Annotated in this window: 22 protein-coding genes and 1 pseudogene; 16 read left to right on the top strand and 7 right to left on the bottom strand. The window is 70.6% G+C overall.

The genetic code is table 11. The features are described 5' to 3' along the window. Nucleotides 1-18: 18 nt before the first annotated feature. Nucleotides 19-1,596, top strand: coding sequence for a S1 family peptidase (locus BJY18_RS05185; RefSeq protein WP_184778130.1), 1,578 nt, complete (start codon nucleotides 19-21; stop codon nucleotides 1,594-1,596). Nucleotides 1,597-1,770: 174 nt separating this feature from the next. Next, entirely contained in the window at nucleotides 1,771-3,333 is a 1,563-nt protein-coding gene (locus BJY18_RS05180; RefSeq protein WP_184778129.1) for an FAD-dependent monooxygenase, read from the top strand. A gap of 676 nt (nucleotides 3,334-4,009) precedes the next feature. Here the strand turns inward: BJY18_RS05180 and BJY18_RS05175 are convergent. Both BJY18_RS05175 and BJY18_RS05170 read right to left on the bottom strand, forming a co-directional pair. Beyond that, nucleotides 4,010-4,993, bottom strand: a complete 984-nt coding sequence (locus BJY18_RS05175; protein WP_184778127.1) for a tyrosine-type recombinase/integrase — start codon at nucleotides 4,991-4,993, stop codon at nucleotides 4,010-4,012. Between the two features lie 705 nt (nucleotides 4,994-5,698). Further along, the gene (locus BJY18_RS05170; protein ID WP_184785067.1) at nucleotides 5,699-5,938 is read right to left on the bottom strand and encodes a hypothetical protein; all 240 of its coding nucleotides are present in this window, start codon (nucleotides 5,936-5,938) and stop codon (nucleotides 5,699-5,701) included. Here BJY18_RS05170 and BJY18_RS36660 point away from each other — a divergent pair. The 7 genes and pseudogenes from BJY18_RS36660 to BJY18_RS05135 all read left to right on the top strand — a co-directional run. Continuing rightward, nucleotides 5,904-6,179 (top strand): annotated as a pseudogene (locus BJY18_RS36660) (ArsR/SmtB family transcription factor); the annotation flags it as partial. The gene BJY18_RS05170 and the pseudogene BJY18_RS36660 sit on opposite strands and share 35 nt — an antisense overlap. 236 nt (nucleotides 6,180-6,415) lie before the next feature. Then, nucleotides 6,416-6,823 (top strand): YciI family protein, encoded by a 408-nt coding sequence (locus BJY18_RS05160; protein ID WP_184778124.1) that lies wholly within the window; start codon nucleotides 6,416-6,418, stop codon nucleotides 6,821-6,823. After that, nucleotides 6,820-7,971 carry an RNA polymerase sigma factor gene (locus BJY18_RS05155; RefSeq protein ID WP_184778122.1) on the top strand — a complete coding sequence of 384 codons (1,152 nt, stop codon included), beginning with the start codon at nucleotides 6,820-6,822 and terminating at the stop codon, nucleotides 7,969-7,971. The genes BJY18_RS05160 and BJY18_RS05155 overlap by 4 nt, the downstream gene beginning before the upstream one ends. A gap of 96 nt (nucleotides 7,972-8,067) precedes the next feature. After that, nucleotides 8,068-8,673, top strand: a complete 606-nt coding sequence (locus BJY18_RS05150) for a TetR/AcrR family transcriptional regulator (protein WP_184778120.1) — start codon at nucleotides 8,068-8,070, stop codon at nucleotides 8,671-8,673. Beyond that, nucleotides 8,657-10,273: an acyl-CoA dehydrogenase family protein gene (locus BJY18_RS05145; protein ID WP_184778118.1), complete on the top strand. Its 1,617-nt coding sequence runs from the start codon at nucleotides 8,657-8,659 to the stop codon at nucleotides 10,271-10,273. The genes BJY18_RS05150 and BJY18_RS05145 overlap by 17 nt, the downstream gene beginning before the upstream one ends. Before the next feature lie 50 nt (nucleotides 10,274-10,323). Then, nucleotides 10,324-10,971 carry a class I SAM-dependent DNA methyltransferase gene (locus tag BJY18_RS05140; RefSeq protein WP_184778116.1) on the top strand — a complete coding sequence of 216 codons (648 nt, stop codon included), beginning with the start codon at nucleotides 10,324-10,326 and terminating at the stop codon, nucleotides 10,969-10,971. 72 nt (nucleotides 10,972-11,043) lie between these two features. Next, nucleotides 11,044-11,817: an SDR family NAD(P)-dependent oxidoreductase gene (locus tag BJY18_RS05135; protein ID WP_184778114.1), complete on the top strand. Its 774-nt coding sequence runs from the start codon at nucleotides 11,044-11,046 to the stop codon at nucleotides 11,815-11,817. Between the two features lie 3 nt (nucleotides 11,818-11,820). Here the strand turns inward: BJY18_RS05135 and BJY18_RS05130 are convergent, their stop codons facing one another. Together BJY18_RS05130 and BJY18_RS05125 are read right to left on the bottom strand one after the other, a co-directional pair. Continuing rightward, nucleotides 11,821-12,468 carry an SWIM zinc finger family protein gene (locus BJY18_RS05130; protein WP_184778112.1) on the bottom strand — a complete coding sequence of 216 codons (648 nt, stop codon included), beginning with the start codon at nucleotides 12,466-12,468 and terminating at the stop codon, nucleotides 11,821-11,823. Next, nucleotides 12,465-14,948 carry a DEAD/DEAH box helicase gene (locus BJY18_RS05125; RefSeq protein WP_184784434.1) on the bottom strand — a complete coding sequence of 828 codons (2,484 nt, stop codon included), beginning with the start codon at nucleotides 14,946-14,948 and terminating at the stop codon, nucleotides 12,465-12,467. The genes BJY18_RS05130 and BJY18_RS05125 overlap by 4 nt, the downstream gene beginning before the upstream one ends. Nucleotides 14,949-15,033: 85 nt before the next feature. On the opposite strand from BJY18_RS05125, the gene BJY18_RS05120 reads away from it, so the two are divergent. Beyond that, nucleotides 15,034-15,783: a TetR/AcrR family transcriptional regulator gene (locus BJY18_RS05120; protein WP_184778109.1), complete on the top strand. Its 750-nt coding sequence runs from the start codon at nucleotides 15,034-15,036 to the stop codon at nucleotides 15,781-15,783. A 64-nt stretch (nucleotides 15,784-15,847) separates the two neighbouring features. On the opposite strand, the gene BJY18_RS05115 is transcribed toward BJY18_RS05120, so the two are convergent. Then, nucleotides 15,848-16,987, bottom strand: coding sequence for an FAD-dependent oxidoreductase (locus BJY18_RS05115; protein ID WP_184778108.1), 1,140 nt, complete (start codon nucleotides 16,985-16,987; stop codon nucleotides 15,848-15,850). 92 nt (nucleotides 16,988-17,079) lie between these two features. Here BJY18_RS05115 and BJY18_RS05110 point away from each other — a divergent pair, with 92 nt between their 5' ends. The 6 genes from BJY18_RS05110 to BJY18_RS05085 all read left to right on the top strand — a co-directional run bounded on the left by BJY18_RS05110 (nucleotide 17,080) and on the right by BJY18_RS05085 (nucleotide 22,111). Next, on the top strand, nucleotides 17,080-17,763 hold the full coding sequence (locus BJY18_RS05110) for a TetR/AcrR family transcriptional regulator (RefSeq protein ID WP_184778106.1): 684 nt from the start codon (nucleotides 17,080-17,082) through the stop codon (nucleotides 17,761-17,763). A gap of 33 nt (nucleotides 17,764-17,796) precedes the next feature. Continuing rightward, nucleotides 17,797-18,549 (top strand): hypothetical protein, encoded by a 753-nt coding sequence (locus tag BJY18_RS05105; RefSeq protein ID WP_312873746.1) that lies wholly within the window; start codon nucleotides 17,797-17,799, stop codon nucleotides 18,547-18,549. Between the two features lie 69 nt (nucleotides 18,550-18,618). Next, nucleotides 18,619-19,059 (top strand): MarR family winged helix-turn-helix transcriptional regulator, encoded by a 441-nt coding sequence (locus tag BJY18_RS05100; protein ID WP_184778104.1) that lies wholly within the window; start codon nucleotides 18,619-18,621, stop codon nucleotides 19,057-19,059. 211 nt (nucleotides 19,060-19,270) lie between these two features. Beyond that, nucleotides 19,271-20,704 (top strand): MFS transporter, encoded by a 1,434-nt coding sequence (locus BJY18_RS05095; RefSeq protein WP_312873745.1) that lies wholly within the window; start codon nucleotides 19,271-19,273, stop codon nucleotides 20,702-20,704. A gap of 34 nt (nucleotides 20,705-20,738) precedes the next feature. Continuing rightward, nucleotides 20,739-21,290: a cysteine hydrolase family protein gene (locus BJY18_RS05090; RefSeq protein WP_184778102.1), complete on the top strand. Its 552-nt coding sequence runs from the start codon at nucleotides 20,739-20,741 to the stop codon at nucleotides 21,288-21,290. 65 nt (nucleotides 21,291-21,355) lie between these two features. Further along, nucleotides 21,356-22,111 (top strand): class I SAM-dependent methyltransferase, encoded by a 756-nt coding sequence (locus BJY18_RS05085; protein ID WP_184784431.1) that lies wholly within the window; start codon nucleotides 21,356-21,358, stop codon nucleotides 22,109-22,111. Nucleotides 22,112-22,161: 50 nt separating this feature from the next. Here BJY18_RS05085 and BJY18_RS05080 read toward each other — a convergent pair whose 3' ends face one another. Together BJY18_RS05080 and BJY18_RS05075 are read right to left on the bottom strand one after the other, a co-directional pair. Continuing rightward, nucleotides 22,162-23,052 carry a helix-turn-helix domain-containing protein gene (locus BJY18_RS05080; protein WP_184778100.1) on the bottom strand — a complete coding sequence of 297 codons (891 nt, stop codon included), beginning with the start codon at nucleotides 23,050-23,052 and terminating at the stop codon, nucleotides 22,162-22,164. A 116-nt stretch (nucleotides 23,053-23,168) separates the two neighbouring features. Next, entirely contained in the window at nucleotides 23,169-23,972 is an 804-nt protein-coding gene (locus tag BJY18_RS05075; RefSeq protein ID WP_184778098.1) for an SDR family oxidoreductase, read from the bottom strand. Nucleotides 23,973-24,074: the final 102 nt, after the last annotated feature.

The following is a 24,074-nucleotide window of genomic DNA, read 5'->3' as shown; positions in this document are numbered from 1 at the left end:
CCGGTCACGGTTGTCCGTATGCACTTCCGTTTCCGATCTCTCGCGCTGCCGGCCGGGCTCGCTCTGCTGACGACGATGACGGCCGCGGTCCCCGCGTCGGCCATCGTCGGCGGAACCGAATCCGCCCAGCCGTACTCGTTCATGGTCTCGCTTCAGTACGACTCTCCTCGCCCGGACGGACACCGGTGCGGAGCAGTGCTCATCGCACCGCAGTGGGCGGTGACCGCGGGCCACTGCGCCAACACCCCGACCGGCGCGACCGCCGGCGTGCCCCGTGACTGGAAGGTCCGCGTCGGATCGCTGGACACGACCAGCGGTGGCGAAGTCACCGACGTCGACGCGTTCTACCGGCGTCACAACACCTACGACCCTCCCGGCGAGGACATCGCCGTACTCCACCTGCGCGACGCGGTGCGCGCGCAGCCCGTGCGGCTCGCCCCTGCCACGCCCGCCCCCGGTACGCCGGTCCGCATCCTCGGCTGGGGCGCGGCTTCGGCCGGATGCGGCGATTTCGACGACGCCCAGTGCTTTCCCCGCCGGCTGCACGAGGCCGACACCCGGATCGTGCCGCTGGAGCAGTGCTGGGACGACCACGGGGCCACGCTGCCCCTGTGCCTGGGCAGCGCCGAGCCCGCCGTCGGACCGGGGACCACCGACTCCGGGGGACCCGCCCTCGTCCGGGTGGACGGCGAATGGACACTGGCCGGAACCGTGATCGGCCCCGGCATCCGGGGCGCCGACTTCCCCGACATGTACACCGATGCCGCCGAGAACGCCGACTGGATCACCGGCATCGTGACCGGAACCGACGTCCCCCCGTTCGACCCCATCCCGAACGTCGAGGGCACAGCCAAGGTGGGCGACTGCCAAGGATCGGTGGTCCGCACCAGGACTGCGCGCCCGCAAGACCCGGCGCTCGCGCTCACCAACGGCCACTGCGTGCCGAGCGGGCGGCCGGAGCCGGGAACGGCGGTGCAGGACCAGCCCGCCGACCTGCAGGACCCGGTCACCATCAACGACCCCGCCGGCTACCCCCTCGCCACCGCCCAAGCGACCAGGCTGGTGTACGCGACGATGACCGGCACCGACATCGCGCTCTACCGGCTGGACAAGACCTACGCCCAGCTGGCCGACGAGGGTGCGAAGGTCTTCCGGCTGTCCGAGACCCCGATGCGCGCCGGCGATCAGCTCTCCATGGCCTACGTGAGCAGCCGCCCGCACTGCGTGGTGGAGGCCGTGGTGCCACACCTGCGGGAAGACGGCTACCAGCAAGACGATGCGGTGCGCTACGCCCCGAGCGACACCTGCGTCAGCCGAGCCGGCTACTCCGGCGCGGCGCTGCTGGCCGCCGACGGCACCACGGTCATGGGCATCAACAACACCCATAACCGCGACGGCGAACAGTGCACTGGCAACAACCCGTGCGAGGTGGATCAGAACGGAGCCGTGACCGCGGTGAAAGGCCGCAGCTACGGCCAGCAGGTCTACCGGATCACCGCCTGCCTGACCGCGGGCTCACAGTGGGATCCCTCCCGTCCAGGCTGCGAGCTGACCACCGCCGCATCCCCGGCGTCCGGTGCACCCGGCATCCGGTAGCTGTCACCGCGACCTGCCTGGCCAGAGCACCTCGACTGGAGTTGGGGTAACTGCACTGCGCAGTTACCCCAACTCAGCCCTTCGCGTGCTGTATTTGCGCGGACGCAAATTTGCGTGCACGCAAAGTTATCGTCTAGTCTGAGGACCTCACCCCCGAAGCGAAGGACAAATCCGGTGATCAGTGATGTCGTCATCGTCGGCGGCGGCCCGAACGGGCTGATGCTGGCCAGTGAGCTGAGCCTGGCCGGGATCCGGCCGATCGTGCTGGAACGCCTGCCGGAACCGAGCGAGGAGCCGAAAGCGAACGGGCTGCTCGGCCAGGTCGTCACAATGGTCGACCGCCGGGGACTGCACGAACGGCTCAGCGGCAGCGCGGAGCCACCGCAGCCGAACTCCGCGTACTTCATGTTCGGCGCACTGGGCCTGGACCTCAGCCTGCTGGAGAACAGCCCCGTCTATGCCCTCCCGGTGCCGCAACGCCGCATCGAGCAGGTCATGGAAGAGCGCGCCCTCGAGCTGGAGGTGGAGATCCGGCGCGGGCACGAGGTCGTCGGCATATCGCAGGACGAGGACGCGGTCACTGTCGACGTCGCAGGTCCGGACGGCGCCTACCGGTTGCGGGCCCGCTACGTCGTCGGCGCGGACGGGGCACACAGCCTCACACGCAAACTGTCGGGCATCGACTTTCCCGGCGTCACCTACGACCGGATGACACTCCGCTCAGCACACGCCACCGTGCCGGCCGAGTACGTTGATCCTGCGACCGGCGCACTGAACGTGCCCGGCTTCGGCGCCATCCTGCCGTTCCTGCCCCACCGCACCGAGCACGGAGGATTCTCCTACGCTCCGCTGCCCGGACACCCTCCGCTGATCAGCACCACAGAGTGGGACCAGCCCGAGACCGACGCTCCGATGAGCCTCGACGAGTTGCGGGAGAGCATCCGCCGCGTACTCGGCGTCGACGTGCCCCTCGACCCGCCCGACGGCGCAGGACCACACGCACTGCGCCGGCTGACCGGCGGCAACACCCGGCTGGCCGAACGATTCTCCGACGGCCGCGTGTTCCTGATCGGCGACGCCGCCCACGTGTACTCCGCCACCGGGGGCGGACCCGGGCTCAACCTCGGCCTCCAGGACGCGATCAACCTCGCCTGGAAACTCGCCGCCGAGATCCGCGGCACCGCCGCACCCGGCCTGCTGGACAGCTACGAGACCGAGCGCCGGGCCGCTGCCCGCCGCATGGTGCTGAACGCGCAAGCACAGTCGGCCCTGATCGCACCCGGCAGCGACGTCACCGGGCTGCGCGAAGTGTTCACCGAACTGCTCCGCGACCAGCACACCGTGCAGCGCCTCGCCGAGCTGACCGCAGGCGCGGACGTCCGCTACGACATGGGCGAACCCGACCCGCACCCACTGGTCGGCCGGTTCGCACCGGAGATGGACCTGCACACCTCGAACGGGACCGTCCGGCTGGCGGAGCTGACCACGACGGCGCGCCCCCTGCTGCTGGACCTGACCGAGGACGCCGCACTGGCGGACACGCTGTCCGAGTGGCACGACCAAGTCGATGTCGTCACCGCCCGCCCCCAGCCGGGATCGCCCGCCGCCCTGCTCCTGCGCCCGGACTGCTACGTCGCCTGGGCAACCGCACAGCCCCACCCGGACGCCGTGGACCGACAGGCACTCCGCACCGCACTGGGGCGCTGGCTGCGTACCACCGAACCCGCCCGCGCCTGACCGCCGAGGACCGGTCCGCGGACGGCGGCCAGGCCCATCACCGGGCCGATGGTGCCGAAGGCCCTGCCGAGGTCCGGACCGCCGAGGACTTCCCGGAGGACGTGCCTGGCCAGCTCGTCCGTCCGGACCGTCCGGACGGCCCGGCACCTCGACGCCCCGGACAGCGTCGTCGCTCTCGACCCTGACCGGGCAGGACCCGGCGGACGGTGGTCAGCAGGAGCCGTCCTTTCGCGGTGACGCCCGCCCATGGCCGGAGCGGTCCGACACCCAGCCCCCGAACCGGCGGATGGTGGGTGTGCTGTACGGGGGAGAGGGTGGCGGGGTCGTCGGTGCCGATCGGGCACCCGTCGTCGGCGGGGCGTTCGAGTCGCCTCGTCCTGGCCGGCCAGGACGCTCGGTCGTCGTCGGCAATGGCGTTCGGACCGCCCCGTTCTAGTCGGCCATTGCGCTCGGACTGCCCCGTCCTAGTCGGCCATTGCGCTCGGACTGCCCCGTCCTGGCCAGTCAGGACCCTCGCCTCGCCTCGCCGTTCGGGTCGCAGTCGGCCGGCGCGCTCGAATCGCCTCGTGCTGGCCGGCCAGGGTGCTCGGATCGGGTCGCCGTCGTCGGCCATTGCGCTCACCTCGCCTCACCTCGACTCGCGGCCACCGGGCACCGGTCAGGGCGAGCACCGTCCTCATGCCTCTCGCGCCAGGCCGTCGAGTGCTCGGTACGTGCGGTTGCTCGCCACCGCGGCTCGTTGTTCCCGGCCGGTGGCCTCGATGTAGTTCTGGCTCGTGGAGAGGCTGGCGTGGCCGAGCAGCGCCATGATCTCCGAGGCGCTGGCGCCGTCCTCGGCCAGCCGGGTGGCGAAGGTGTGCCGCAACGCGTGCAGGTTCGCCCCGGACGGCACCCGGTCGTGCAGCCCCGCCCAGCGGTAACAGGATTTCACCAGGTACTCGAGCGCGCCTCGCCCGATCGGCCGGCCACCGCGATCCCGCAACAACGGTTCACCCGCCGGAAAACGCTGCCCGGCGAACCGACGCCGGCACGACGCGAGGTAGTCCTCGATGAGGCGTTCCAGCGCGGGCTGCACCGGGATCGAACGGTCCCGGCTGCCCTTGCCGTGGACGTGCAGCCGCAGCTCGCCGGTACGGCCGGCCACCGACCGCCGGGTCAGCGCCCGCATCTCCGCCGCCCGCAACCCGGCGACGAGTCCGAGCGCGAGGACGAGCACGTCCCGCTCCGGCCACGGATCCCGCGCCCGCCGGGCACCGTCCGCGGCCGCGGCGAGCAACCGCTCCGGAGTTTCCTCACCGCGCAACGGCTTCGGCGTGAGCGGGGGAGTACGGGGCCGGGCGACGGCCCCCATCGGGTTGCCCGCCAGCAACCCGTCCGACACGCAGAAGGTGAGGAACTGGTTCCACGTCGACCAGGCTCGCAACACCGAACTCTTGGCGTGCGTGTCCGCGAATGCGCCGAACGCCGCACGCAGCACCGGCGCCGTGAGTTCTTCGACGGTGATCTCGGTACGCGCCAGCTCGGCCACCAGGAGAGCGGTGATCCCGGCGAGATCGCGCCGATAGGCGGCAGAGGTGTGCGGCGAGTCCTTACGCGGCCGCCGTGCCGCGAAGAACGCTTGCTGCGCTTCGGAAACCAGCATGGGAATCTTGTACCGCACGGCACCGACAGTTTCCGTCAGTTCCCGTGCCTGGCGGATCTCTGGCGTTACTCATGCATAATGGCAATTATGCATGAAAAGGCGAGCCGAGGGGGGCGGAACCGCTTGGGGGACAACGGTTTCGACGACCCCTTCCGATCGTCTTGCGATCGCAGGCACTCTCGGGTCGACCGGCCTTGATCCACCTGCGTGACGTCCGAGCACGGGTTGTGCAGCCCACCGTTCATCTGTTCGAGTGGTTCCGGGCCGTGTCAGGGCTGACATGGGACCTGAGATGGCCCGGGCGCGCGCCCGGCAAACCTTTGTCCTGACTTCGTTCTGTCGTCCGGCCAGTCCGGGTAAATACGTCACGGTGACGAAATAGTGAGGACTGTCGGGCGTCTTAACTGAGGAGCCCGGGGCCGGTTGCCTGAAGGTTTCGAGTGCCGGGTGGACCCACGACGGGCTCGGTTCCTTCCGGAAGTAGCTCGCGACGATCCTCGCGAGCCGAACAGCCAGCTCTGACTCGGGACTCCGCATGAGTCGCGCTCACATGACCTCTCGCACGGCGTGCGCTCGCATGGCCAACATGCGGCCGAGCAAGACTGCTGCGCAGTCCGCCGATGTTCCAGGCCTGTCCGAAGCCTCTCTCAGCATCCTGATCAGCGACTCCCGCGAACGCCGATAATGTACATTATGTCAAGTAAGCGGCTCCCCGTGAGGGCGTCACTCCGTCTGGGCGTAGAACGACGCGTCGACGCCCTCACGTAGCTGGTCGCGATGTTCGGCGAGGAACGCGTCGAGTGAGCGTGGCGGGTTTCCGGTGAGGTCGGCGACGGCTGTCGTCACCTCGGCGAGCGCGCCGGCGTTGACGAGCCGCGTGAGTCGCACGAAGTCCTTCACGTACGACTCCGACATCCCCCGCTCGATCATGACTGGCTCGAGCTCGTCGAGATCAGGCTGCACCAGCCCGACTGTGCGGCCCAGGGCGCCCGACAGAGCTGCCGCCATCTCCCCCGCGGTCAACGACTGCGGTCCGGTGATCCTTGATGGAGTCCCGCTGGCCAAAGCCCTGTCCGCGCTGGGTGACCCGGTCCGGCTCGCGATCGTGGGCATACTCAGCGACGGTCAGGAGCACCAGGGTTCGAAGTTCGATGTGCGGGTCTCCCAGTCGACGTTGAGCCATCACTTCAGCACGCTCCGCAACGCCGGCGTGGTGTTCATCCGGCCGGAGGGCACCCGGTGCTGGCACTCGCTCCGCCCCGAGTTCGAGCAGCGGTTCCCCCGCCTGCTCGCCACCCTGCCCGAACTCAGGCGATTCCGGCCCGGCGAGAAAGTTCCTGCACAATTCTCGGCGAGGATGTCGAGAACGCGGGAACGGCTCCGTCCCTGTCGTGAACCGCGGCCGACCCGGGCCGCACCGCAGCGAGGAGAACCACCATCATGGCGAAGTACCTGCTTCTCAAGCACTACCGTGGCGCGCCGGTTCCGGCGGGCTTCGTGCCGATGGACCAGTGGACGCCGGACGAGGTCTCGGCGCACATGCAGTACATGCGTGACTTCGCGGACCGGCTGAAGGAGAGCGGCGAGTTCGTGGACGCCCAGGCACTCTCCCCTGAGGGGACGTTCGTCCGGTACGACGGTGCCGGACGGCCGCCGGTGACCGACGGGCCGTTCGCCGAGACGAAGGACGTGATCGCCGGGTGGATGGTGATCGATGTGGACGGTTACGACCGCGCCCTGGAGCTGGCCGGTGAGCTGTCGGCCGCGCCGGGCAAGGGTGGCGAGCCGATTCACGAGTGGCTGGAGCTGCGCCCGTTCATGTCCGAGGCGCCCACCGTGACGGAATGACCGCTGGGCTGGACGAGGCTTTGCTCCGGAGTCTCACGCCACAGGTGCTCGGTGTCCTCGTCCGCCGCGGAGCGGATTTCGCGGCGGCCGAGGACGCCGTGCAGGAGGCGCTGGTCGAAGCGTGGCGGGCCTGGCCCGACGGTGCGCCACGCGATCCGAAGGGCTGGCTGGTCACGGTCGCCTGGCGCAAGTTCCTCGATGCGACCCGTGCGGACGCTGCGCGTCGTCGTCGTGAGGAAGCGCCGGACGTGGCGCCGGAGCCTGCGCCGGCGGTGGACGACACGCTGCAGCTGTATTTTCTGTGCGCGCATCCGTCGTTGACGGCTTCGTCGGCGGTGGCGCTGACGTTGCGTGCGGTCGGCGGGCTGACCACGCGGCAGATCGCGCAGGCGTATCTGGTGCCGGAATCGACCATGGCGCAACGGATCAGCCGGGCCAAGCGGACCGTTTCCGACGTGCGGTTCGATCAGCCCGGTGAGGTCGCGACCGTCGTGCGGGTGCTGTACCTGGTGTTCAACGAGGGCTACTCCGGGGACGTGGACCTCGCCGCGGAGGCGATCCGGCTCACGCGGCAGCTGGCGGCCGTGATGGACCATCCGGAAGTCTCCGGGCTGCTCGCGCTGATGCTGCTCCATCACGCGCGGCGGGCGGCGCGGAAGACGTCCGAGGGCCGGCTGGTGCCACTTGCCGAACAGGACCGCGGCCGGTGGGACACGCGGCTGATCGCCGAGGGTGTGGAGATTTTGCAGGCAGCGCTCGCGCGTGACCGGCTGGGTGAGTTCCAGGCGCAGGCGGCCATCGCCGCGCTGCACGCCGACGCGCTCGTGGCCGAGGAGACGGACTGGGTGCAGATCCTCGAGTGGTACGACGAGCTGGTGCGGCTGACCGGGAGTCCGGTCGTCCGGCTGAACCGTGCGGTGGCAGTCGGTGAGGCCGACGGTGCACGTGCGGGGCTGGCTGCGCTCGCGGAGCTGGAGGATTCTCTGCCCCGGTACGCCGCGGTCGCGGCTTACTTGCATGAACGTGATGGTGACCTGGCGGCGGCCGCGCGCCTGTACGCCGACGCGGCGGTCCACGCGTCGGATCTTGCCGAGCGGGAGCACCTGCTGCGGCAGGCCGCCCGGCTCAACGCCCGTCCGAGTTCATAGGGCCGAGCTCTTGAGGCCGGAGGCAGCGCTCCCCTGGCCTCGAGCCGACGCGAGCACGGTTGACTGAAGCTGTGAATCAATGCTTCACTTCTTCGTATGCCCTATCGCCGGACCCCGCGGGTGCAGCAGCGCCTGGACACGTCGCGAGAGTCGATCCTCGCCGCCGCGGTGGCGCAGCTCGCCGAACGCGGTTACAGCGGATGCTCGGTGGCCGCGGTCGCCGAGCGGGCCGGTGTCGCGGTGGGCACGGTGTATCGCCACTTCCCCACCAAGGCCGAGCTGGTCGTGCGGGTATTCCGCCAGGTCGTCTCGCGCGAGGTGGAGGCGGTGCGGGAAGCTTCGTCCGGAGTCGAGCATCCGGCGGAGCGGGTGGTGGCGGTCTTCGAGACGTTCGCCGAGCGGGCGTTGAAGTCGCCGCGGCTGGCCTACGCGCTGCTGGCCGAGCCCGTCGATGCCGCGATCGATGCGGAACGGCTGGAGTTCCGCCGGGTCTTCCGGGACGTGGTGGCCGGGCACGTGGCCGCCGGGGTACGGGCCGGGCTGCTGCCCGCGCAGGACGCCGCGGTGACCGCCGCGGCTCTCGTCGGGGCGGCGGCCGAGGTGCTGATCGGCCCGCTGACCAGTGGCGGGTCCGCTGATGTCGTCGAACTGCGCACGTTCGTCGTGCGCTCGCTGGGAGGTGCGGATGTCCGCCACGCATGAGGTCACCAATCAGGTTCCGCCGCTGGTCGGTGACGTCGCCGACGATCCGGCGCTGCTGAGTGCGGTGGACCGTGCGGACGCGTCGTGGGTGGCCGGCGAGCTGCACGAGCTGGGCCGGCTGGCCGGGAGTGAGCAGGCGCAGGAGTGGGGGCGGCTGGTCAACGAGAACGAGCCGGTGCTGCGGACGCACGACCGGTACGGGAACCGGATCGACGAGGTCGAGTTCCATCCGCACTGGCACGATCTGATGCGCGTCGCGGTGTCGCACGGGTTGCAGGCGGCGCCGTGGCGGGACGAGCGGCCGGGTGCGCATGCCGCGCGGGCGGCGAAGATGTACGTGTGGAGCCAGGTCGAGGCCGGGCACACGTGCCCGATTTCGATGACTTACGCGGCGGTGCCTGCGCTGCGGGCGAATCCGGAGCTGGCCGCGCGGTACGAGCCGTTGCTCGCGTCCACCGAGTACGACTTCGGGCTGCGGGAGCCGAGTGCGAAGCGCGGGCTGATCGCGGGCATGTCGATGACCGAGAAGCAGGGTGGTTCCGACGTCCGGGCGAACACCACCGCGGCGCGTCCGGTGGGTGACGGGAGCTACCGGCTGGTCGGGCACAAGTGGTTCACCAGTGCGCCGATGTCGGATGTGTTCCTGACGCTGGCGCAGGCGCCGGGTGGGCTGTCCTGTTTCCTGCTCCCCCGGGTGCTGCCGGACGGCAGCCGCAACGGGATCCGGTTGCAGCGGTTGAAGGACAAGCTGGGCAACCGGTCGAACGCGTCGTCGGAGATCGAGTACGACGAGGCGGTGGGCTGGCTGGTCGGCGAGGAGGGCCGTGGGGTCCGCACGATCATCGAGATGGTCAACAACACGCGGCTGGACTGCGCGCTCGGGAGTGCGTCGGGGATGCGGCTGGGCGCGGTGCGGGCGGTGCATCACGCGACGTACCGGCACGCGTTCGGGAAGGCGCTGGCGGACCAGCCGTTGATGGCGAACGTGCTGGCGGATCTGGTGCTCGAGGCGGAGGCCGCGACCACGGTGTCGATGCGGCTGGCCGCGGCCGGGGATCGGCCCGGCGACGAGCGGGAGCAGGCGTTCCGCCGGCTGGGGTTGGCGGTGACGAAGTACTGGGTGTGCAAGCGGGCGCCGATGCACGCCGCGGAGGCCCTGGAGTGCTTCGGCGGGAACGGGTACGTCGAGGAGTCCGGGATGCCGCGGCTGTACCGGGAGGCGCCGTTGATGTCGATCTGGGAGGGCTCGGGCAATGTCGCGGCGCTGGACGCGTTGCGGGCGATGGCCCGGCAGCCGGAGTCGGTGGCGGCGTTCTTCGCCGAGGTCGAGCGGGCCGGCGGTGCGGATTCGCGGCTGGACGACGCGGTGGCGAGGGTGAAGAAGGAACTGTCCGATGTGGACGATATCGAGTTCAGGGCCCGCCGGGTGGTCGAGTCGATGGCGTTGGTGCTGCAGGGGTCGCTGCTGGTGCGTCACGGTGCGCCTGCGGTGTCGGATGCCTTCTGTGCCAGCAGGTTCGGCGGTGACTGGGGCATTGCCTTCGGTACTTTGCCGCCCGGCACGGACACCTCGGCGATCATCGCGCGCGCCCGCGGGTAGCGGGTGTTGCTGCGGGCGTGTCGTGGGTGGCTGGGCTACTGTCGCGGCTCATGACCGAACCTGCCTACGTGTCCGAGACGCGGACTGCTTACGACACCGTCGCCGAGTCCTATGCCGAGTTGCTGCGGGACGCGCTGGCGGAGGACGTCTGGGACCGGGCGGTGCTGGGCGCGTTCGCCGAGCTGGTCGGTCCGGGGCGGGTGGGTGATCTGGGCTGCGGGCCCGGGAGGTTGACCGGGTACCTGGCGTCGCTCGGGCTGGATGTGTTCGGGGTGGACCTGTCCCCCGGCATGATCGAGGTGGCCCGGCGGACGCATCCGCGGCTGCGGTTCGAGGTGGGTTCGATGGCCGCGCTGGAGCTGGCCGACGGTGCGCTGGCGGGTGCGCTCGCGTGGTACTCCCTCATCCACACGCCGCGTGCGGACCTTCCGGTGCTGGCGGCGGAACTGGCGCGGGTGCTGGCGCCCGGTGGCTGGCTGGTGACCGCGTTCCAAGTCGGGGACGAGGTGCGGCGGGTGGAGAACGCTTATGGCCACGCGGTTTCCGCGGATGCGCACCGGTTGCCGGTGGAGTTCGTGAGCGAAGTCCTGTCGGACGCGGGGTTGGTGGTGCACGCGCGGGTGGTTCGGGAGCCGGAGAAGGACTACGAGACGACGCCGCAGGCGTACCTCACCGCGCGCAAGCCCGGCGGTTCGTGAGGGGCCGGGGCCGGCAGGTGACAGACCGCAGTGGCCTCTCCTACGGTGAACCCACCTTTGTGAAGGAGAGCCATGACGCGTCTGGACGATCGCCGGATCCTGGTCACCGGTGCGGCTTCCGGGATCGGCCGGGCCACGGTGCAGCGGTTGCTTGCGGAGGGGGCGCGGGTGGTCGCGACCGATGTCGCGCCGATCGATCTCGCCGATCCCGCGCTGAGGACCGCGGTGCTGGATGTGGCCGACGAGGCGTCCGTGGTCGCCGGGGTGGCCGCGGCGGTCGAGCACCTCGGTGGCCTCGACGTGCTGGTGAACGCGGCCGGGATCCTGCAGGCGGCACACACCCAGGAGACGTCGCTGGAGTTGTGGAACCGCGTGCTGGCAGTGAACCTGACGGGCACCTTCCTGGTGACCCGCGAAGCGTTGCCGGCGTTGCTCGAGTCGGGGCGCGAGTCAGTGGGGAGCGTCGTGGTGAACTTCAGCTCCACGTCGGCGTCGTTCGCGCATCCGTACATGGCGGCCTACGCGGCGAGCAAGGGCGGTATCCACGCGATGACGCATTCGCTCGCCCTGGAGTACAGCAAACGCGGGGTGCGGGTGGTCAGTGTCGCGCCAGGCAGCGTGAAGAGCGGGATCACCGACAACGCGGGCAGCTGGATGCCCGGCAACGTGGATTTCGCGTTGTTCGGCAAGCTGCTGCCGATCCTGCCGACCGAGTCCACCACCCCGGTCGGCAATCCGGTCGGCCCGCCGGAGGCGGTGGCCGGGGTCGTGGCGATGCTCGCGTCCGAGGACGGCCGGTTCATCACCGGCACGGAGATCCGGATCGACGGCGGCACGCACGCGTGAGCCTCACCGTCGCCGCGGGGTGAACTCGGCGAGGTCGGGCAGCGGAGGGACCGCGCGGGCGTAGGCCTCGGCGACCGGGATCCCCGCGGTGGCCCGGATCGCGGTGCGCCGGCCGAGGTCGTCGAGGACCTCGGTCTCGGTGCGGCCGCGGGCGAGCAGCAGCAGGAACGGGTCGGCGTCCAGCAGCCAGGCCACCTGGAAGGACAGCGCCGCGGCGTGCCGGCAGGGCAGTTCCCAGCCGGGGCAGTCGCAGTCCGGGTCGAGGTCGCCGATGCCGGGCAGCAGCGGTACGACCTCGGCCAGCTCCGGCGGCAGGTGCCGGTCGAGCAGTGCGGCGAGGTGCCCGGCGTGGTCGCCGGCCCGTTCGAGCAGCAGCTCCCAGTCCGCCGTGGCCAGCTCGGCCAGGTGCAGTACGGCGTGGAACGGGCCGTCGTCGGCGTCCTCGGTGGTCGCGGTGATCCGGCCGGGGCTGACGGTGATCGGGCCGACGAGCCCGGCGCCGGCGTACTGCCGGCCTTTGCGCAGCTGCCGGAGGTCGAGTGCGGTGTCTTCCATGGTCTGCACCCACGCGCGGCCCCACCAGGTGCGCGCGAACGGGCCTCGCGCGCCGCGGGCGGGGAACGCGGGAAATCCGCGGACGCGGTCGTTCATCCGTTCCTCCGCAGGGTGACGAGGTCGGCCAGTTCGGCGTCGGTGAGTTCGGTCAGCGCGGCGTCCCCGGCGTGTAGCACCGCATCCGCGAGCGCGCGTTTGTCCCGTAGCATCACGGCGATGCGGTCCTCCACGGTGCCCTCGGCGACGAGCCGGTGGACCTGGACGGGTTTCGTCTGGCCGATCCGGTGGGCCCGGTCGGTCGCCTGGTCCTCCACTGCCGGGTTCCACCAGCGGTCGTAGTGCACGACGTGGTCGGCACGGGTCAGGGTGAGCCCGGTGCCGGCTGCTTTCAGCGACAGCAGGAACACCGGTACGTCGCCGTTCTGGAACCGGCGGACCTGCTCCTCCCGCCGGGCCACCGGAGTCCCGCCGTGCAGCAGTTCCGACCGGATGCCGCGGGTCGTGAGGTGCCGGCGCAGGAGCCGGGCCATCACCACGTACTGCGTGAACACCAGCACCGCGCCGTCCTCGGCGAGGATCGTGTCCAGCAGCTCGTCGAGCAGTTCGAGCTTTCCGGAGCGTCCGCTCAGCGCGCTCTCCCCGGATTCGGCGAGGTACTGCGCCGGATGGTTGCAAATCTGCTTGAGTGCGGTCAGCAGTTTCACGACGCGGCCGCGGCGGGCCATGCCGTCGCTTTCGGCGACCTGCGCCATCAGCTCGCGCACTGTGGCTTCGTACAGCGCGGCCTGCTCGGTGGTCAGCGAGACCGGCCGGTCGGTCTCGGTCTTCGCCGGCAGTTCCGGAGCGATGCCGGGATCGGACTTGCGGCGGCGCAGCAGGAACGGCCGCAGCAGCCGGGACAGTTGCTCGGCCACCGCCGGATCGGCCCCGGATTCGACCGGCCTTCCCCAGCGCCTGCGGAACTCGGCGAGCGGACCGAGCAATCCGGGCGTGGTCCAGTCGAGGATCGCCCACAGTTCGGCGAGCGTGTTCTCCACCGGGGTCCCGGTGAGCGCGACCCGGGCCGCGGAACGCAGCGTGCGCAGCGCCTTGGCTGTCTCCGAACGGTGGTTCTTCACGTGCTGGGCCTCGTCGGCGACCAGCAGGTCCCAGGCTGTCGCGGCGAGGGGCCCGGGGTCGGCGCGCAGCGTGCCGTACGTGGTGAGCACGAAACCGCCGTCGAGGTGGTCGAGCGAACGGGAACTGCCGTGGAACCGCCGGACCGCCACCCCGGGGGCGAACCGGCGGATCTCGCTTTCCCAGGTGCCCAGCAGCGACGCCGGGCACACGACCAGCGTCGGCCCGGTGCCGCGGTGCAGGTGCAGTGCGATGAGCGTGATGGTCTTGCCGAGGCCCATGTCGTCGGCGAGGCAGCCGCCGAGACCGGTCGCGGTGACCGTGTCGAGCCACTGCAGTCCGCGCAGCTGGTAGTCCCGCAGCTGCGCGGCGAGGCCCGGTGGGTTCGGCACCGGTTCCGGAGCCGCCGAAAGGCGGACACGCAGGTCTTCCAGCCAGCCGTCGGTGCGGACTTCGACCTCGTCGCCGTCGACTTCGGTGCGTCCGGTGAGCGCGGCGCCGAGCGCTTCGATCGCGGTGAGCGGCTTGAGCACGCGGGCCTGAGCGCGCAGCGCGGTCGTGCGATCGAGCAGCACCCACCGGTCCCGCAGCCGGACCAGCGGGCGCCGTGCCTCGACCAGCGCGTCGAGTTCCTCCCGGGTGAGTTCGGTCTCGCCCAGCGCGAGCTGCCAGTCGAACTCCAACACTCGGTCGCCGGCGAAGAACGACCGCACGTCGCCCGGTTCGGCGCCAGGGCGGACGACGGCGCGCGCGGTGAGCCCGGTCAGCTCGGCCGGCCAGTGCACGGCCATCCCGGCGGGATCGAGCGCACCGGTCAGCAACTCGGCCACTTCGTCGTCCCCGAGCGGAATCGACGATGGCACGGCCGCCGACAGCAGCGGGGCGAGAGGAGGCCACACCTCCGCTGCGTGCCGCAGCGCCAGCAGGACCTCGTGCCGCGTGTCCTGGTCGTCCGAACGCCACAGCTGCTCGGCGTCGACCAGCGGCTCCGCCCCGCCGTGCACCTGCACCACGGCACGGAAACGGCCCTCGAGCGGATCGGCGGCCTCGATCCGCAGCGACACCCGCTGCTCGAGCCCGGCGACGTCGCCGAGGAACCGCAACAGCAGCGGATAGCGTTCGGGCAGCAGGTCCGGACGGCCCGGTACCGGCGCGGCGTGCGCGTGCGGCGGCATCGCGTCGGCGAGCCGGCGCAGCCACTGCTCCTCGGTCGGGTCGAGCGGACCGGTCCAGCCCGCCTCGGCCAGCCGGGCACCGGCCTCCGCGGCCAGCGCCCAGAACTCCGCCGCCGGGCCGGTGCCCTCTCGCAAAAGCTGCGCCGCTTCCCCGGTCGGCACCCGCCGGGCCGGCACCGTGCGCACGCCTTCGGACAGGGCGACCCGCACCGTGCCGGACCGGCCCGGCAGCCCGGGTTCACCTCCGTCCGGCCTCCAGAAAACGACCTGACCGGGTTCCACGATCACTGCGTTCAGCGCTGCACCCCTCCCCTTGCGACTCCCGGGGAGCTAGTCTACCTGAAATTCTGTACACAGTACGAGGAGCCGGATGGGCACCGAGCACGCGAGCGGCGATCCGCGCCGCACCGTCGAACTCCTGTGGGGAGTGCCCGGACCGGCGCGACGGGGACCGAAGCCCCGGCTCACGGTCGCCGAGGTGGTCGCCGCCGGGATCCGGCTGGCCGACGCGGAGGGACTGGCCGCGGTCACCATGCGGCACGTGGCGGACGCGCTCGGGGTGGCGCCGATGTCGCTCTACACTTACGTGCCCGGACGCGAGGAACTGGTGGAGCTGATGCTCGACCAGGCCCACGGCGAACTGGGCACCGAAGTGCCCGAGGGCTGGCGGACCGGGCTCACCGCGGTCGCCGAAGACCTGTGGCGGCTCTACCACCGGCATCCCTGGCTGCTGGAGATCCCGGGCGGACGGCCGACGCTCGGCCCGCACGGTTTCGCCAAGTACGAACGGGAGCTGGCCGCTCTCGACGAACTGCGGCTCGACGACGTCCAGCTCGACGCGGTGGTCAGCCTCGTCAACGGACTGGTCGCCGGTGCCGCGCGCGGTTCACTGGAGGCCGCCCGCACCGCCCGGCGCAGCGGGATGACCGACCTGCAGTGGTGGGAACGCTGCGCGCCGGTCCTCGCCACGATCCCGGCTGCGGACCCCGCCCGGTTCCCGCGCGCCAGCCGGGTCGGCACCGCGGCCGGGCAGGCCTACGGCGGCTCGACCGATCCCGAGCACCACTTCCGCTTCGGCCTCGCCCGCATCCTCGACGGCATCGCCGTCCTCGCCGGCTGAGTCCGGGAACTGCCGGTCCGGGACCGCAGTTCCCGGACTCAGCCCTGTCCGGAATGTCAGCCGCTCAGACCGGTTCGCCTGCCATCCGCGCGAACAGTTCCCGCACTCCCTCCGCGCCCCGTGGCGAGAGGAACCGGTCGAGGTTTTCCGCCGACATCCGGGCGGAGCGCTCGGCGCGTGCCAGCATGGATTCCTCGAACGCCCGCAGGTCCTGTCCTCCGGCGATGGCCAGTGCCAGCTCGGCGCCGTCCTGCATGGCGAGGTTGGCGCCCTGTCCGGCGTAGGGCGACATCAGGTGTGCCGCGTCGCCGATCAAGGTGCGGCCCGGGTGGTGCGGCCAGCGCAAGCCGGGCGGCAGCGCGTGCAACGGCAGCACGGTCACCGGACCGGACGCGGCGTCCACCAGAGCCAGGATTTCCGGTGCCCAGCCGGGGTAGAGCTCCTTGAGCGCCGCTCGCGCCCGTGCCGGATCGTTGAACGGGATGCCCGATGTGCGCACCCAATCGGCCGGGCAGCGGAAGGTCAGGTGCACGTGAATCGTGCCGTCGCCGCATCGCTGTGCGGACAGGGTCCGCTGCGTGCCGATCGCCGAGAAGCTGCCGCGGCCGACGAGCGCGGACACCTCCGGATGCGCTCGGTCCGCGTCGGCGATGACCAGTTCCACGCCGGTCGCGCCGGTGTACTCGAGGTCCGCCGGCGTCAGCAGCGGCCGCACCCGCGAGCGACCTCCGTCGGCACCGACCAGCAGATCGCCTTCGAGGGTCTCACCGCCGGCGAGGTGCACCCGGTGACCGCCACCGGGAAGGCTTTCCGCCCGCTGCACCGCGTGTCCCCAGCGGACGGTGGATTCGGGTAACGCGTCGAGCAGCAAGGCGCGCAGTTTCGGCCGATCCGCTTCCGGACGGCCGAACTGTGCCGCGCCCTCGTCCGGCGCCACTTCCTGCCGCAGCAGGGTGCCCGCCTGGTCGTAGAGCACCATGTCCTGCCCCTCGGGACGCGCGATGGCGCGGTAGCCCTCGGTCAACCCGGCCTCCTCCAGCGCCCACTGGCCGCCTTCCACAGTCAGATCCAGCGTGCCGCCCTGCACCCGCGCGTCACGGCCGGTGTCGCGTTCGCAGATCACCGCTTCGATGCCGTGGACGTGCAGCACCCGCGCCAGGGTCAGGCCGCCGAGCCCGGCCCCGGCAATGACGATGCGTGTCATGATCCCCCTTCGATACAGTGTATGTACCGATACAGCGTATCGCACAGATCGGCGTACTGTCACCTCTGATCCGCAACACGAGGAGGACCCCCATGGGCGAGCTGGTGTGGGAACGGCCGGAACCGGCGGCCCGCCCGACCCCGACCCCGCTGAGCCGGGACCGCATCGTCGCGACGGCGGGTGAGCTGGCCGACGCCGGCGGCCTGGAGGCCGTGTCACTGCGCAAGGTCGCCGCCGCGCTCGGTGCCGGACCGATGCGGCTCTACGGGTACCTCGACACCAAAGAAGAACTGCTGGACCTGATGGTCGACGCGGTCTACGCCGAGATGCCGCTGCCCGAGCCGGGCACCGGCTGGCGTGCCGCCTTCCGCGCACTCGCGCACGCCTTCCGTTCGGCGGCCTTGCGGCACGAATGGTTCGCCGACCTGATCGGCGGACGGCCCAATCTCGGACCGAACGCGCTGGCTTACCTCGAGGCGTCGATGGCTGCGGCGACCGAGCTGACCATCGTGGACGACGTGATGGTCACGGTGTTCACCGTGCACTCTTTCGTGACCAGTGCGGTGCGCGGAGAGATCGGCGAACTCCGCAGCGCCCGCTCCACCGGGCTCGACGAGGAAGCGTGGCAACGCGCGTCCAGCCAGTACCTCAAACGGATGTTCGCGACCGGCCGCTACCCCACCCTCGAGCGGGTTCTCCGCGAAGCCGACCAGGCCGACCGGGACACCGTGTTCGCCGCCGGCCTCGACCGGGTCCTCAACGGCCTGACCCGCTGACCGTCGTTCCCGCTTAAGCGGGAAGATCGAGCGGTGGACACCACCCGGCTCGGCCCGACCACCCGCGTGATGCACGCGATGGAACGACTCTGGACGGAAATCCGGCAGCGGCACGCGGACGTTCCGGACGCCATCCTCGTGCTGGCGTCGGGAACCATGGGGACCGCCACCGAGATCCACGGCCATTTCGCCCGCGCCCGCTGGCATGTCGGCGACGGCGTCGAAGCGCGAGCCGAGTTCTTCCTCGGCGCAGAGGGCCTGCGCCGGAGTCCTGCCGAGATCCTGTCCACCACCCTGCACGAGGCCGCGCACGGCATCGCGGTCACTCGCGACATCGCCGACGTCAGCGACGGCCGCTACCACAACAAGCGCTTCGCCGCTCTCGCCGCGGAGGTCGGCCTGCGGGCCGAACAGGCCGACCGCATCGGCTGGTCCGCGACGACCGCACTCCCCGAAACCGTCACCGCCTACCGCGCCGAACTCGCCGCACTGCAGGACGCCCTCACCGTCTGGCGGCACACCGAACAGGAAGTCGCCCGGCGCGTGAGCACTTCCCCGCCGGCAGACCCGCAGGCGCCCGGCTCACCGGACCTGCCGCCCCCGTTCGGCGTCGCGCCGGTAGGTGTCGCGCCGGTAGACGGCCGCGGCGCCCACCGCGGCGGCCCCAACTACGTCGCCGCGATCTGCCGGTGCGAACCCCCGCGCCGGATCCGCGCGGCCCGTTCAAGCCTGGAACTGGGCCCGATCACCTGCAGCCTGTGCGGCGAACCGTTCATCGAAGCCTGACCGCTGCCACGGCAGGAGAATGCGCAGGCAAAACTGGACAACTTCAGTTGTTCAACCTAGCCTGTCGATATGAGTGAGAGTCCGGCCCGGTCCGCCGTCGAGGCTTCCCAGCGGATCCGCACGGTGGTCGGCCGTCTGCGTCGCCGCATCCTGAACGCGGCCTCGGCAGAGGACATCACGCTGGCCCAGGTGTCGGTCCTGACGCACCTGACCAGGTCGCCGGGCCGCACGGTCAGCGAACTGGCCGCCGCCGACGGGGTACGGCACCAGTCGATGACCTCGACGATTTCCTCGCTACACACCCGAGGACTGGTCGAACGCGCGCCCGATCCCACCGACCGGCGACGGATGCTGATCACGCTGACCGCCGAAGGTCACCGTCGCGTCGCCGAAGGCCGCCAGCTGCGGCAGGAATGGCTCACCGGACAGTTGCAGGACCGATGCACGGAAGAGGAGCGCCACCTGGTGATCGCGGCCATGACCGTGCTGGAACGGCTGACCCTTGACTGACCGAACCCACCGGCCCGGCAGCCACAGCGCCGGCACCGCCGGCACTCCGGCGGCCGACTCCGGCGCGGCCGACAGTGCCAGAGTCGACACTGCCGCAACCAACCCTGCCGCAACCAACACTGCCGCGGCCGACTCTGCTGCCGACACCCATGTCGCGCAGACTGGCCGGCCCTCGGCGAGTGACCGGGGCGCGCAGCAAAGCAGCCGGGCCGTGACAAACAGCCGGGCCGGTTCAGCCGGGCAGCCCGGCTCGGCAGTCCGCGCCGGCCGGGCCGCGAAACCACGGTTCGACCGGCGGTTGCTGCCGCCGATGCTGCTGGGCTCGGTGCTGAACCCGATCAACTCGACGATCGTCTCGGTCGCGTTGATCCCGATCGGGCAGGCGCTCGGGGCGCCACCGTCGGAGACGGCGTGGCTCGTCTCGGCGCTGTACCTCGCGACCGCGCTCGGGCAGCCGGTCGTGGGGCGGCTGATCGACCTGTTCGGTCCGCGGCCGCTGTTCCTCGTCGCGACCAGCCTCGTCGGGGTCGCCGGGGTGATCGGGACCCTCGCGCCGAGTCTCCCGGTGCTGATCGTCTCCAGGATCGTGCTCGGGTTCGGGACCTGCGCAGGCTATCCGGCGGCGATGGCGTTGCTGCGCGGTGAAGCGGACCGCACCGGGCGGGACAGCCCGGCCGGCGTGCTCACCGCGCTGGCCGTGGCGAACCAGACCATCGCCGTGATCGGCCCGCTGCTGGGCGGCGTGTTGATCGGCCTCGGCGGCTGGCGGACGACGTTCGCGCTCAACGTGCCACTGGCCGTCGCGGCCGTGCTGCTCGGCCTGCGGCTGCCCGGGCAGGACCACCGGGCACGGGAGCGCGGCCGCCTCGTCCGGCAGCTCGACCTGCCCGGAATGGCGCTGTTCGCGGCCATGCTGACGGCGCTGCTGCTGTTGCTGATGAACCTGCGCCCTGGCAGCTGGTATCTGGCCGTGATCACGGTCGCGGCGGGCGCGGCGTTCGTCCTGCGTGAGCTGAAGGCACCGACGGCGTTCATCGACCTGCGCGTACTCGGCGGAAACACTCCGCTCGTGGCCACCTACGGCCGCGCGCTGGTCGCCTACACCGTCAGCTACGCGTTCCTCTACGGCTTCACCCAATGGACCGAAGAAGGGTACGGCCTGTCACCGTTCGTGGCCGGGCTGGTCCAGATCCCGCTCTTCCTGGTGTCGATCGGCGTTTCGGTCCTCACCGGGCGCCGCGCCGGAGTCCGCGGGAAGCTCCTCACGGGCGCGGCCGGGCAGATCGTCGCGTGCGTGCTGATGCTGACGCTGACCCAGACCAGTCCACTGTGGATGCTGCTGGCGCTCGCCGTGATCTTCGGTGTCCCGCAGGGCACCAACAGTCTCGCCTTGCAGAATTCGCTGTACTACCAGGCCGATTCCGCGCGCATCGGCTCCTCCGCCGGGCTGCTGCGCACGTTCGGCTACCTCGGTTCGATGATCGCCTCCGCCACCACGGCCGCCTCATTCGGCGAGCACGCCGGTACCGGTGGCATGCACACCCTCGCCTGGGTCATGCTCGGCGCCGGGGTGCTGTACCTGGTGATCACCGTTTCCGACCGCACTCTCCGCCGCGTCGGGCCACCCGGCACCGCCGCCGGATGAACCAATCTCCTCCACTACAACGAAAGGCACCGCTTTGTCCCGCACAGCACTGCTCCTCATGGACGTCCAGAAAGCCACGATCGGGCAAGCCCCGGACGGCTACCTGTCCCGCGCCGTGCACGCGCTCGAGACCGCGCGCGCCGCCGGCCTGCCGGTCATCCACATCGCCATCGGGCTGCGCCCCGGGCACGTGGACACGCACCCGCGCAACAAGTTGTTCGGTGCCCTGCCGCCGGAGGTCTTCACCCCGGACGACCCCGGCGTGGCCATCCACCCCGACGTCGCCCCCGCCGACGGCGAGATCGTCGTCCGCAAGAACCGGGTGAGCGCGTTCGCCGGCAACGACCTCCGGCAGATCCTCGCCGCACAGGACATCACGCATCTGGTCCTCGCCGGCATCGCCACCAGCGGGGTCGTACTGTCCACCGCCCTGCAGGCAGCGGACCTGGACTACGAGGTCACCGTGCTGTCCGACGCCTGCGCCGACGCGAACCCGGCCCTGCACGAGACCCTGGTGAACGACGTCTTCACCAGGCGCGGCCGCACGAGCACGATCGACGAGTGGGCGCAGACCCTCGGCAGCTGAACGCTCTCGGTGGTGGCCGCGTGACCCTGCTGGCAACTTCGTCACCGCTGAGGCGTCCTGTCAGTATGACGTCGACTTCCGGCCGCGGTGCGGTTTCTGCTGATCCTGACCGGGAAAACGGTTATGACGGCATCGCCGAGGGATATTCGGCCGAAAATGAAACCAACCTGATGAACGCCTACTACGAGCGGCCCGCGATGCTGGCACTCGTCGGCGACGTGACCGATCGGCGGATCCTCGACGCGGGTTGCGGCTCGGGCCCCCTGTTCGCCGCGCTACGCGATCGGGGCGCGGTCGTGACCGGTGTCGACGCCAGCGCCGGGATGGTGCAGCTCGCCCGGCGACGGCTGGGCGCCGAGGCCGACCTGCGGGTCGCCGACCTGGCTGATCCGCTGCCGTTCGCCGATGGCGAGTTCGACGACGTCGTCGCGTCGTTGGTGCTGCATTACCTGCAGGACTGGGGGCCGACGCTGGCCGAGCTGCGACGCGTGCTGGTCCCCGGCGGGCGGCTCGTCGTCTCGGTCGAACACCCCTTCGTCATCACCCTGCTGCAGCGCGAGGCCGGCGAAAAACCCCGCTACTTCCAGACCCGCAGCCGGACCGAGGAATGGACACTGGGTGGCCAGTCCACGCGGTTGACCTTCTGGGACCGGCCGCTGCACGCGATGACCGATGCCTTCACCGCGGCCGGCTTCCGCATCACCGTCATCAGCGAGCCGCCGCCCGCACCCGAAGCCCCCGAATTGTTCCCCGACGATTTCCGGCAATTCACCGGCACGCGGTTCCTGGGCTTCCTCTTCTTCGTCCTCCAGGCCGAATAACGCGGGTGGATCCCGGCTGAACCGCTCCGGCCGTCACGAAGGTCGGAATATCAGCCGAGCGCGTGCATCTCGGTCGCCAGCTTTTCCTGGCCGGCCGCCCACGACGCCAACAGGGCCAGACCGTCCGCGGTCGCCGTGCCCGCGGGCGCGGTGTAGACGTTCAGGAGCAGGCCGGGTTCGGCAGACATCTCCATCGACTCGACGTCCAGGTCGAGCCTGCCCACCACCGGATGCTGCACACGCTTGCGTCCGGACCGGTGGAGCCGGACGTCCTGAGACGCCCACCGCTGCCGGAACAGTTCACTGCGCGTCGACAATTCCCCGATCAGGGCGATCAGTTCCTCGTCGTGCGGATTGCGGCCGGCTTCCATGCGTAGTTTCGCGGCCACATCGCAGACGATTCGGTCATAGTCGACGAAGAACGCTCGTGCCGCTTCGGGATTCAGATACACGAACCGCGCGGTGTTCGCCGGACGCCGCGTTCCGGCCAGCATCGGTGCATACAGCGCGCGGGCCAGGTGATTCATGGCCAGGACGTCGTAACGGCCGTCGCACAGCCAAGCCGGCGCATCGGTGATGGCGTCGAGCACCTGCTGAAGCGCCGGACGCACCGGCACGGCGGATCGCCGGCGACGTGGACCGCCGGTCGTCCTGGACTGCCGCGCGAGGTGGAACAGGTGATCGCCCTCGGCCTCGTCTAGTTGCAAGGCGGAGGCCACAGCGTCGAGCACCCCGTCGGATGCGCCGGCGAGGCTGCCGCGCTCCATCCGCACGTAGTAGTCGACCGAGACTCCCGCCAGCAGAGCCACCTCTTCGCGACGCAGACCTTTGACCCGGCGGTTTCCGCCGTAGGCGGGCAGCCCGGCCCGCTCGGGCGTGATCCGCGCGCGACGCGAACTCAGGAACTGCTTGATCTCCGTACGCAGATCGATCGTGGCCACCCCCTCACCATAAGCATCCTCCGCACGCGGAGGGAGGCTCTGCTGGTACCCCCGACGACCCGGCTTGGCGGTTCGCGAGGGCCGGTCCACCGCTGGCGAAGCCTCGCGCCGACGTCCTAGGTACCCGTTGCGGTCGTGGCGATGCCGCCGTCGACCGGGATGATGGTGCCCGTGAGGTAGGCCCCGGCCCGGCCGGCGAGGAACACGGCGATGCCGGCCATGTCGTCGTCGCGGCCGAGCCGGCGCAGCGGGGCCTTAGCCGCGATCGTGTCGCCGATGGCATCGAGCGTGGACGCCATCATCTGCGACGGGAACGGTCCCGGGGCCACCGCGTTCACCGTGACGTGCTGTGGGCCCAGTTCCCTGGCGAGCACTCTGGTGAGTTGATGGAGTGCCGCTTTGCTGCCGGCGTACGAGTAGTTGGGCGACTCGGCGACGTGGATGGCGGCGATACTGCCGATGTTGACGACCCGCGCGGGATCATCGGCGGTGCCTGCCCGGCGAAGCGCCGTGAGCAGCGCCTGCACCAGCCAGAACGGCGACTTGAGGTTGAGGTCGAGCACGGTGTCCCAGGCCTCATCCGGAAACGTTTCCAGCGGTTCGCGCCACATCGCTCCCGCGTTGTTGACGAGAATGTCCAGACATTCCGAGTCGGCGTTGACAAGATCTGCGAGGCGCTGACATTCGTCGTGCTGGGACAGATCGGCGGGAAATGCCTGAACGTCGCCGAATTCGGACAGCAGCTGCTGTGCCTCCGCGCACGCGTCTGCACTGCGAGAGCTGACGATGACGCGGGCGCCCGCCTGCAAAAGGCCGCGCGCGATCATCATCCCGATGCCCCTGGTGCCGCCAGTGACAAGTGCGTACTTCCCGCTCAGATCGAAAAGATCTGCGTGAGTGGTGAACTGGTTGCCCGCCATTGTTCTTGGTTCCTTTTATCGTGGAAGAATGTGTGGCCGCCGTGGAGCCGGCTCACTCAGGCTGGCAGGCACCGCGGACGCCGGGGAGACCCTGGTGACACA

It is taken from the genome of Amycolatopsis jiangsuensis, assembly GCF_014204865.1.
GTDB classification, from domain to species: Bacteria; Actinomycetota; Actinomycetes; order Mycobacteriales; family Pseudonocardiaceae; genus Amycolatopsis; species Amycolatopsis jiangsuensis.
This window is presented reverse-complemented; position numbering and strand designations above follow the sequence as displayed.

Bases quoted from the DNA above. Each gene is read 5' to 3' on its own strand.
- BJY18_RS05185 (WP_184778130.1), top strand. From the start codon at position 19: ATGCACTTCCGTTTCCGATCTCTCGCGCTGCCGGCCGGGCTCGCTCTG.
- BJY18_RS05160 (WP_184778124.1), top strand. From the start codon at position 6,416: ATGGCGAAGTACCTGCTTCTCAAGCACTACCGTGGCGCGCCGGTTCCG.
- BJY18_RS05155 (WP_184778122.1), top strand. From the start codon at position 6,820: ATGACCGCTGGGCTGGACGAGGCTTTGCTCCGGAGTCTCACGCCACAG.
- BJY18_RS05150 (WP_184778120.1), top strand. From the start codon at position 8,068: ATGCCCTATCGCCGGACCCCGCGGGTGCAGCAGCGCCTGGACACGTCG.
- BJY18_RS05145 (WP_184778118.1), top strand. From the start codon at position 8,657: ATGTCCGCCACGCATGAGGTCACCAATCAGGTTCCGCCGCTGGTCGGT.
- BJY18_RS05140 (WP_184778116.1), top strand. From the start codon at position 10,324: ATGACCGAACCTGCCTACGTGTCCGAGACGCGGACTGCTTACGACACC.
- BJY18_RS05135 (WP_184778114.1), top strand. From the start codon at position 11,044: ATGACGCGTCTGGACGATCGCCGGATCCTGGTCACCGGTGCGGCTTCC.
- BJY18_RS05130 (WP_184778112.1), bottom strand. From the start codon at position 12,468: ATGAACGACCGCGTCCGCGGATTTCCCGCGTTCCCCGCCCGCGGCGCG.
- BJY18_RS05120 (WP_184778109.1), top strand. From the start codon at position 15,034: ATGGGCACCGAGCACGCGAGCGGCGATCCGCGCCGCACCGTCGAACTC.
- BJY18_RS05115 (WP_184778108.1), bottom strand. From the start codon at position 16,987: ATGACACGCATCGTCATTGCCGGGGCCGGGCTCGGCGGCCTGACCCTG.
- BJY18_RS05110 (WP_184778106.1), top strand. From the start codon at position 17,080: ATGGGCGAGCTGGTGTGGGAACGGCCGGAACCGGCGGCCCGCCCGACC.
- BJY18_RS05100 (WP_184778104.1), top strand. From the start codon at position 18,619: ATGAGTGAGAGTCCGGCCCGGTCCGCCGTCGAGGCTTCCCAGCGGATC.
- BJY18_RS05085 (WP_184784431.1), top strand. From the start codon at position 21,356: ATGACGTCGACTTCCGGCCGCGGTGCGGTTTCTGCTGATCCTGACCGG.
- BJY18_RS05075 (WP_184778098.1), bottom strand. From the start codon at position 23,972: ATGGCGGGCAACCAGTTCACCACTCACGCAGATCTTTTCGATCTGAGC.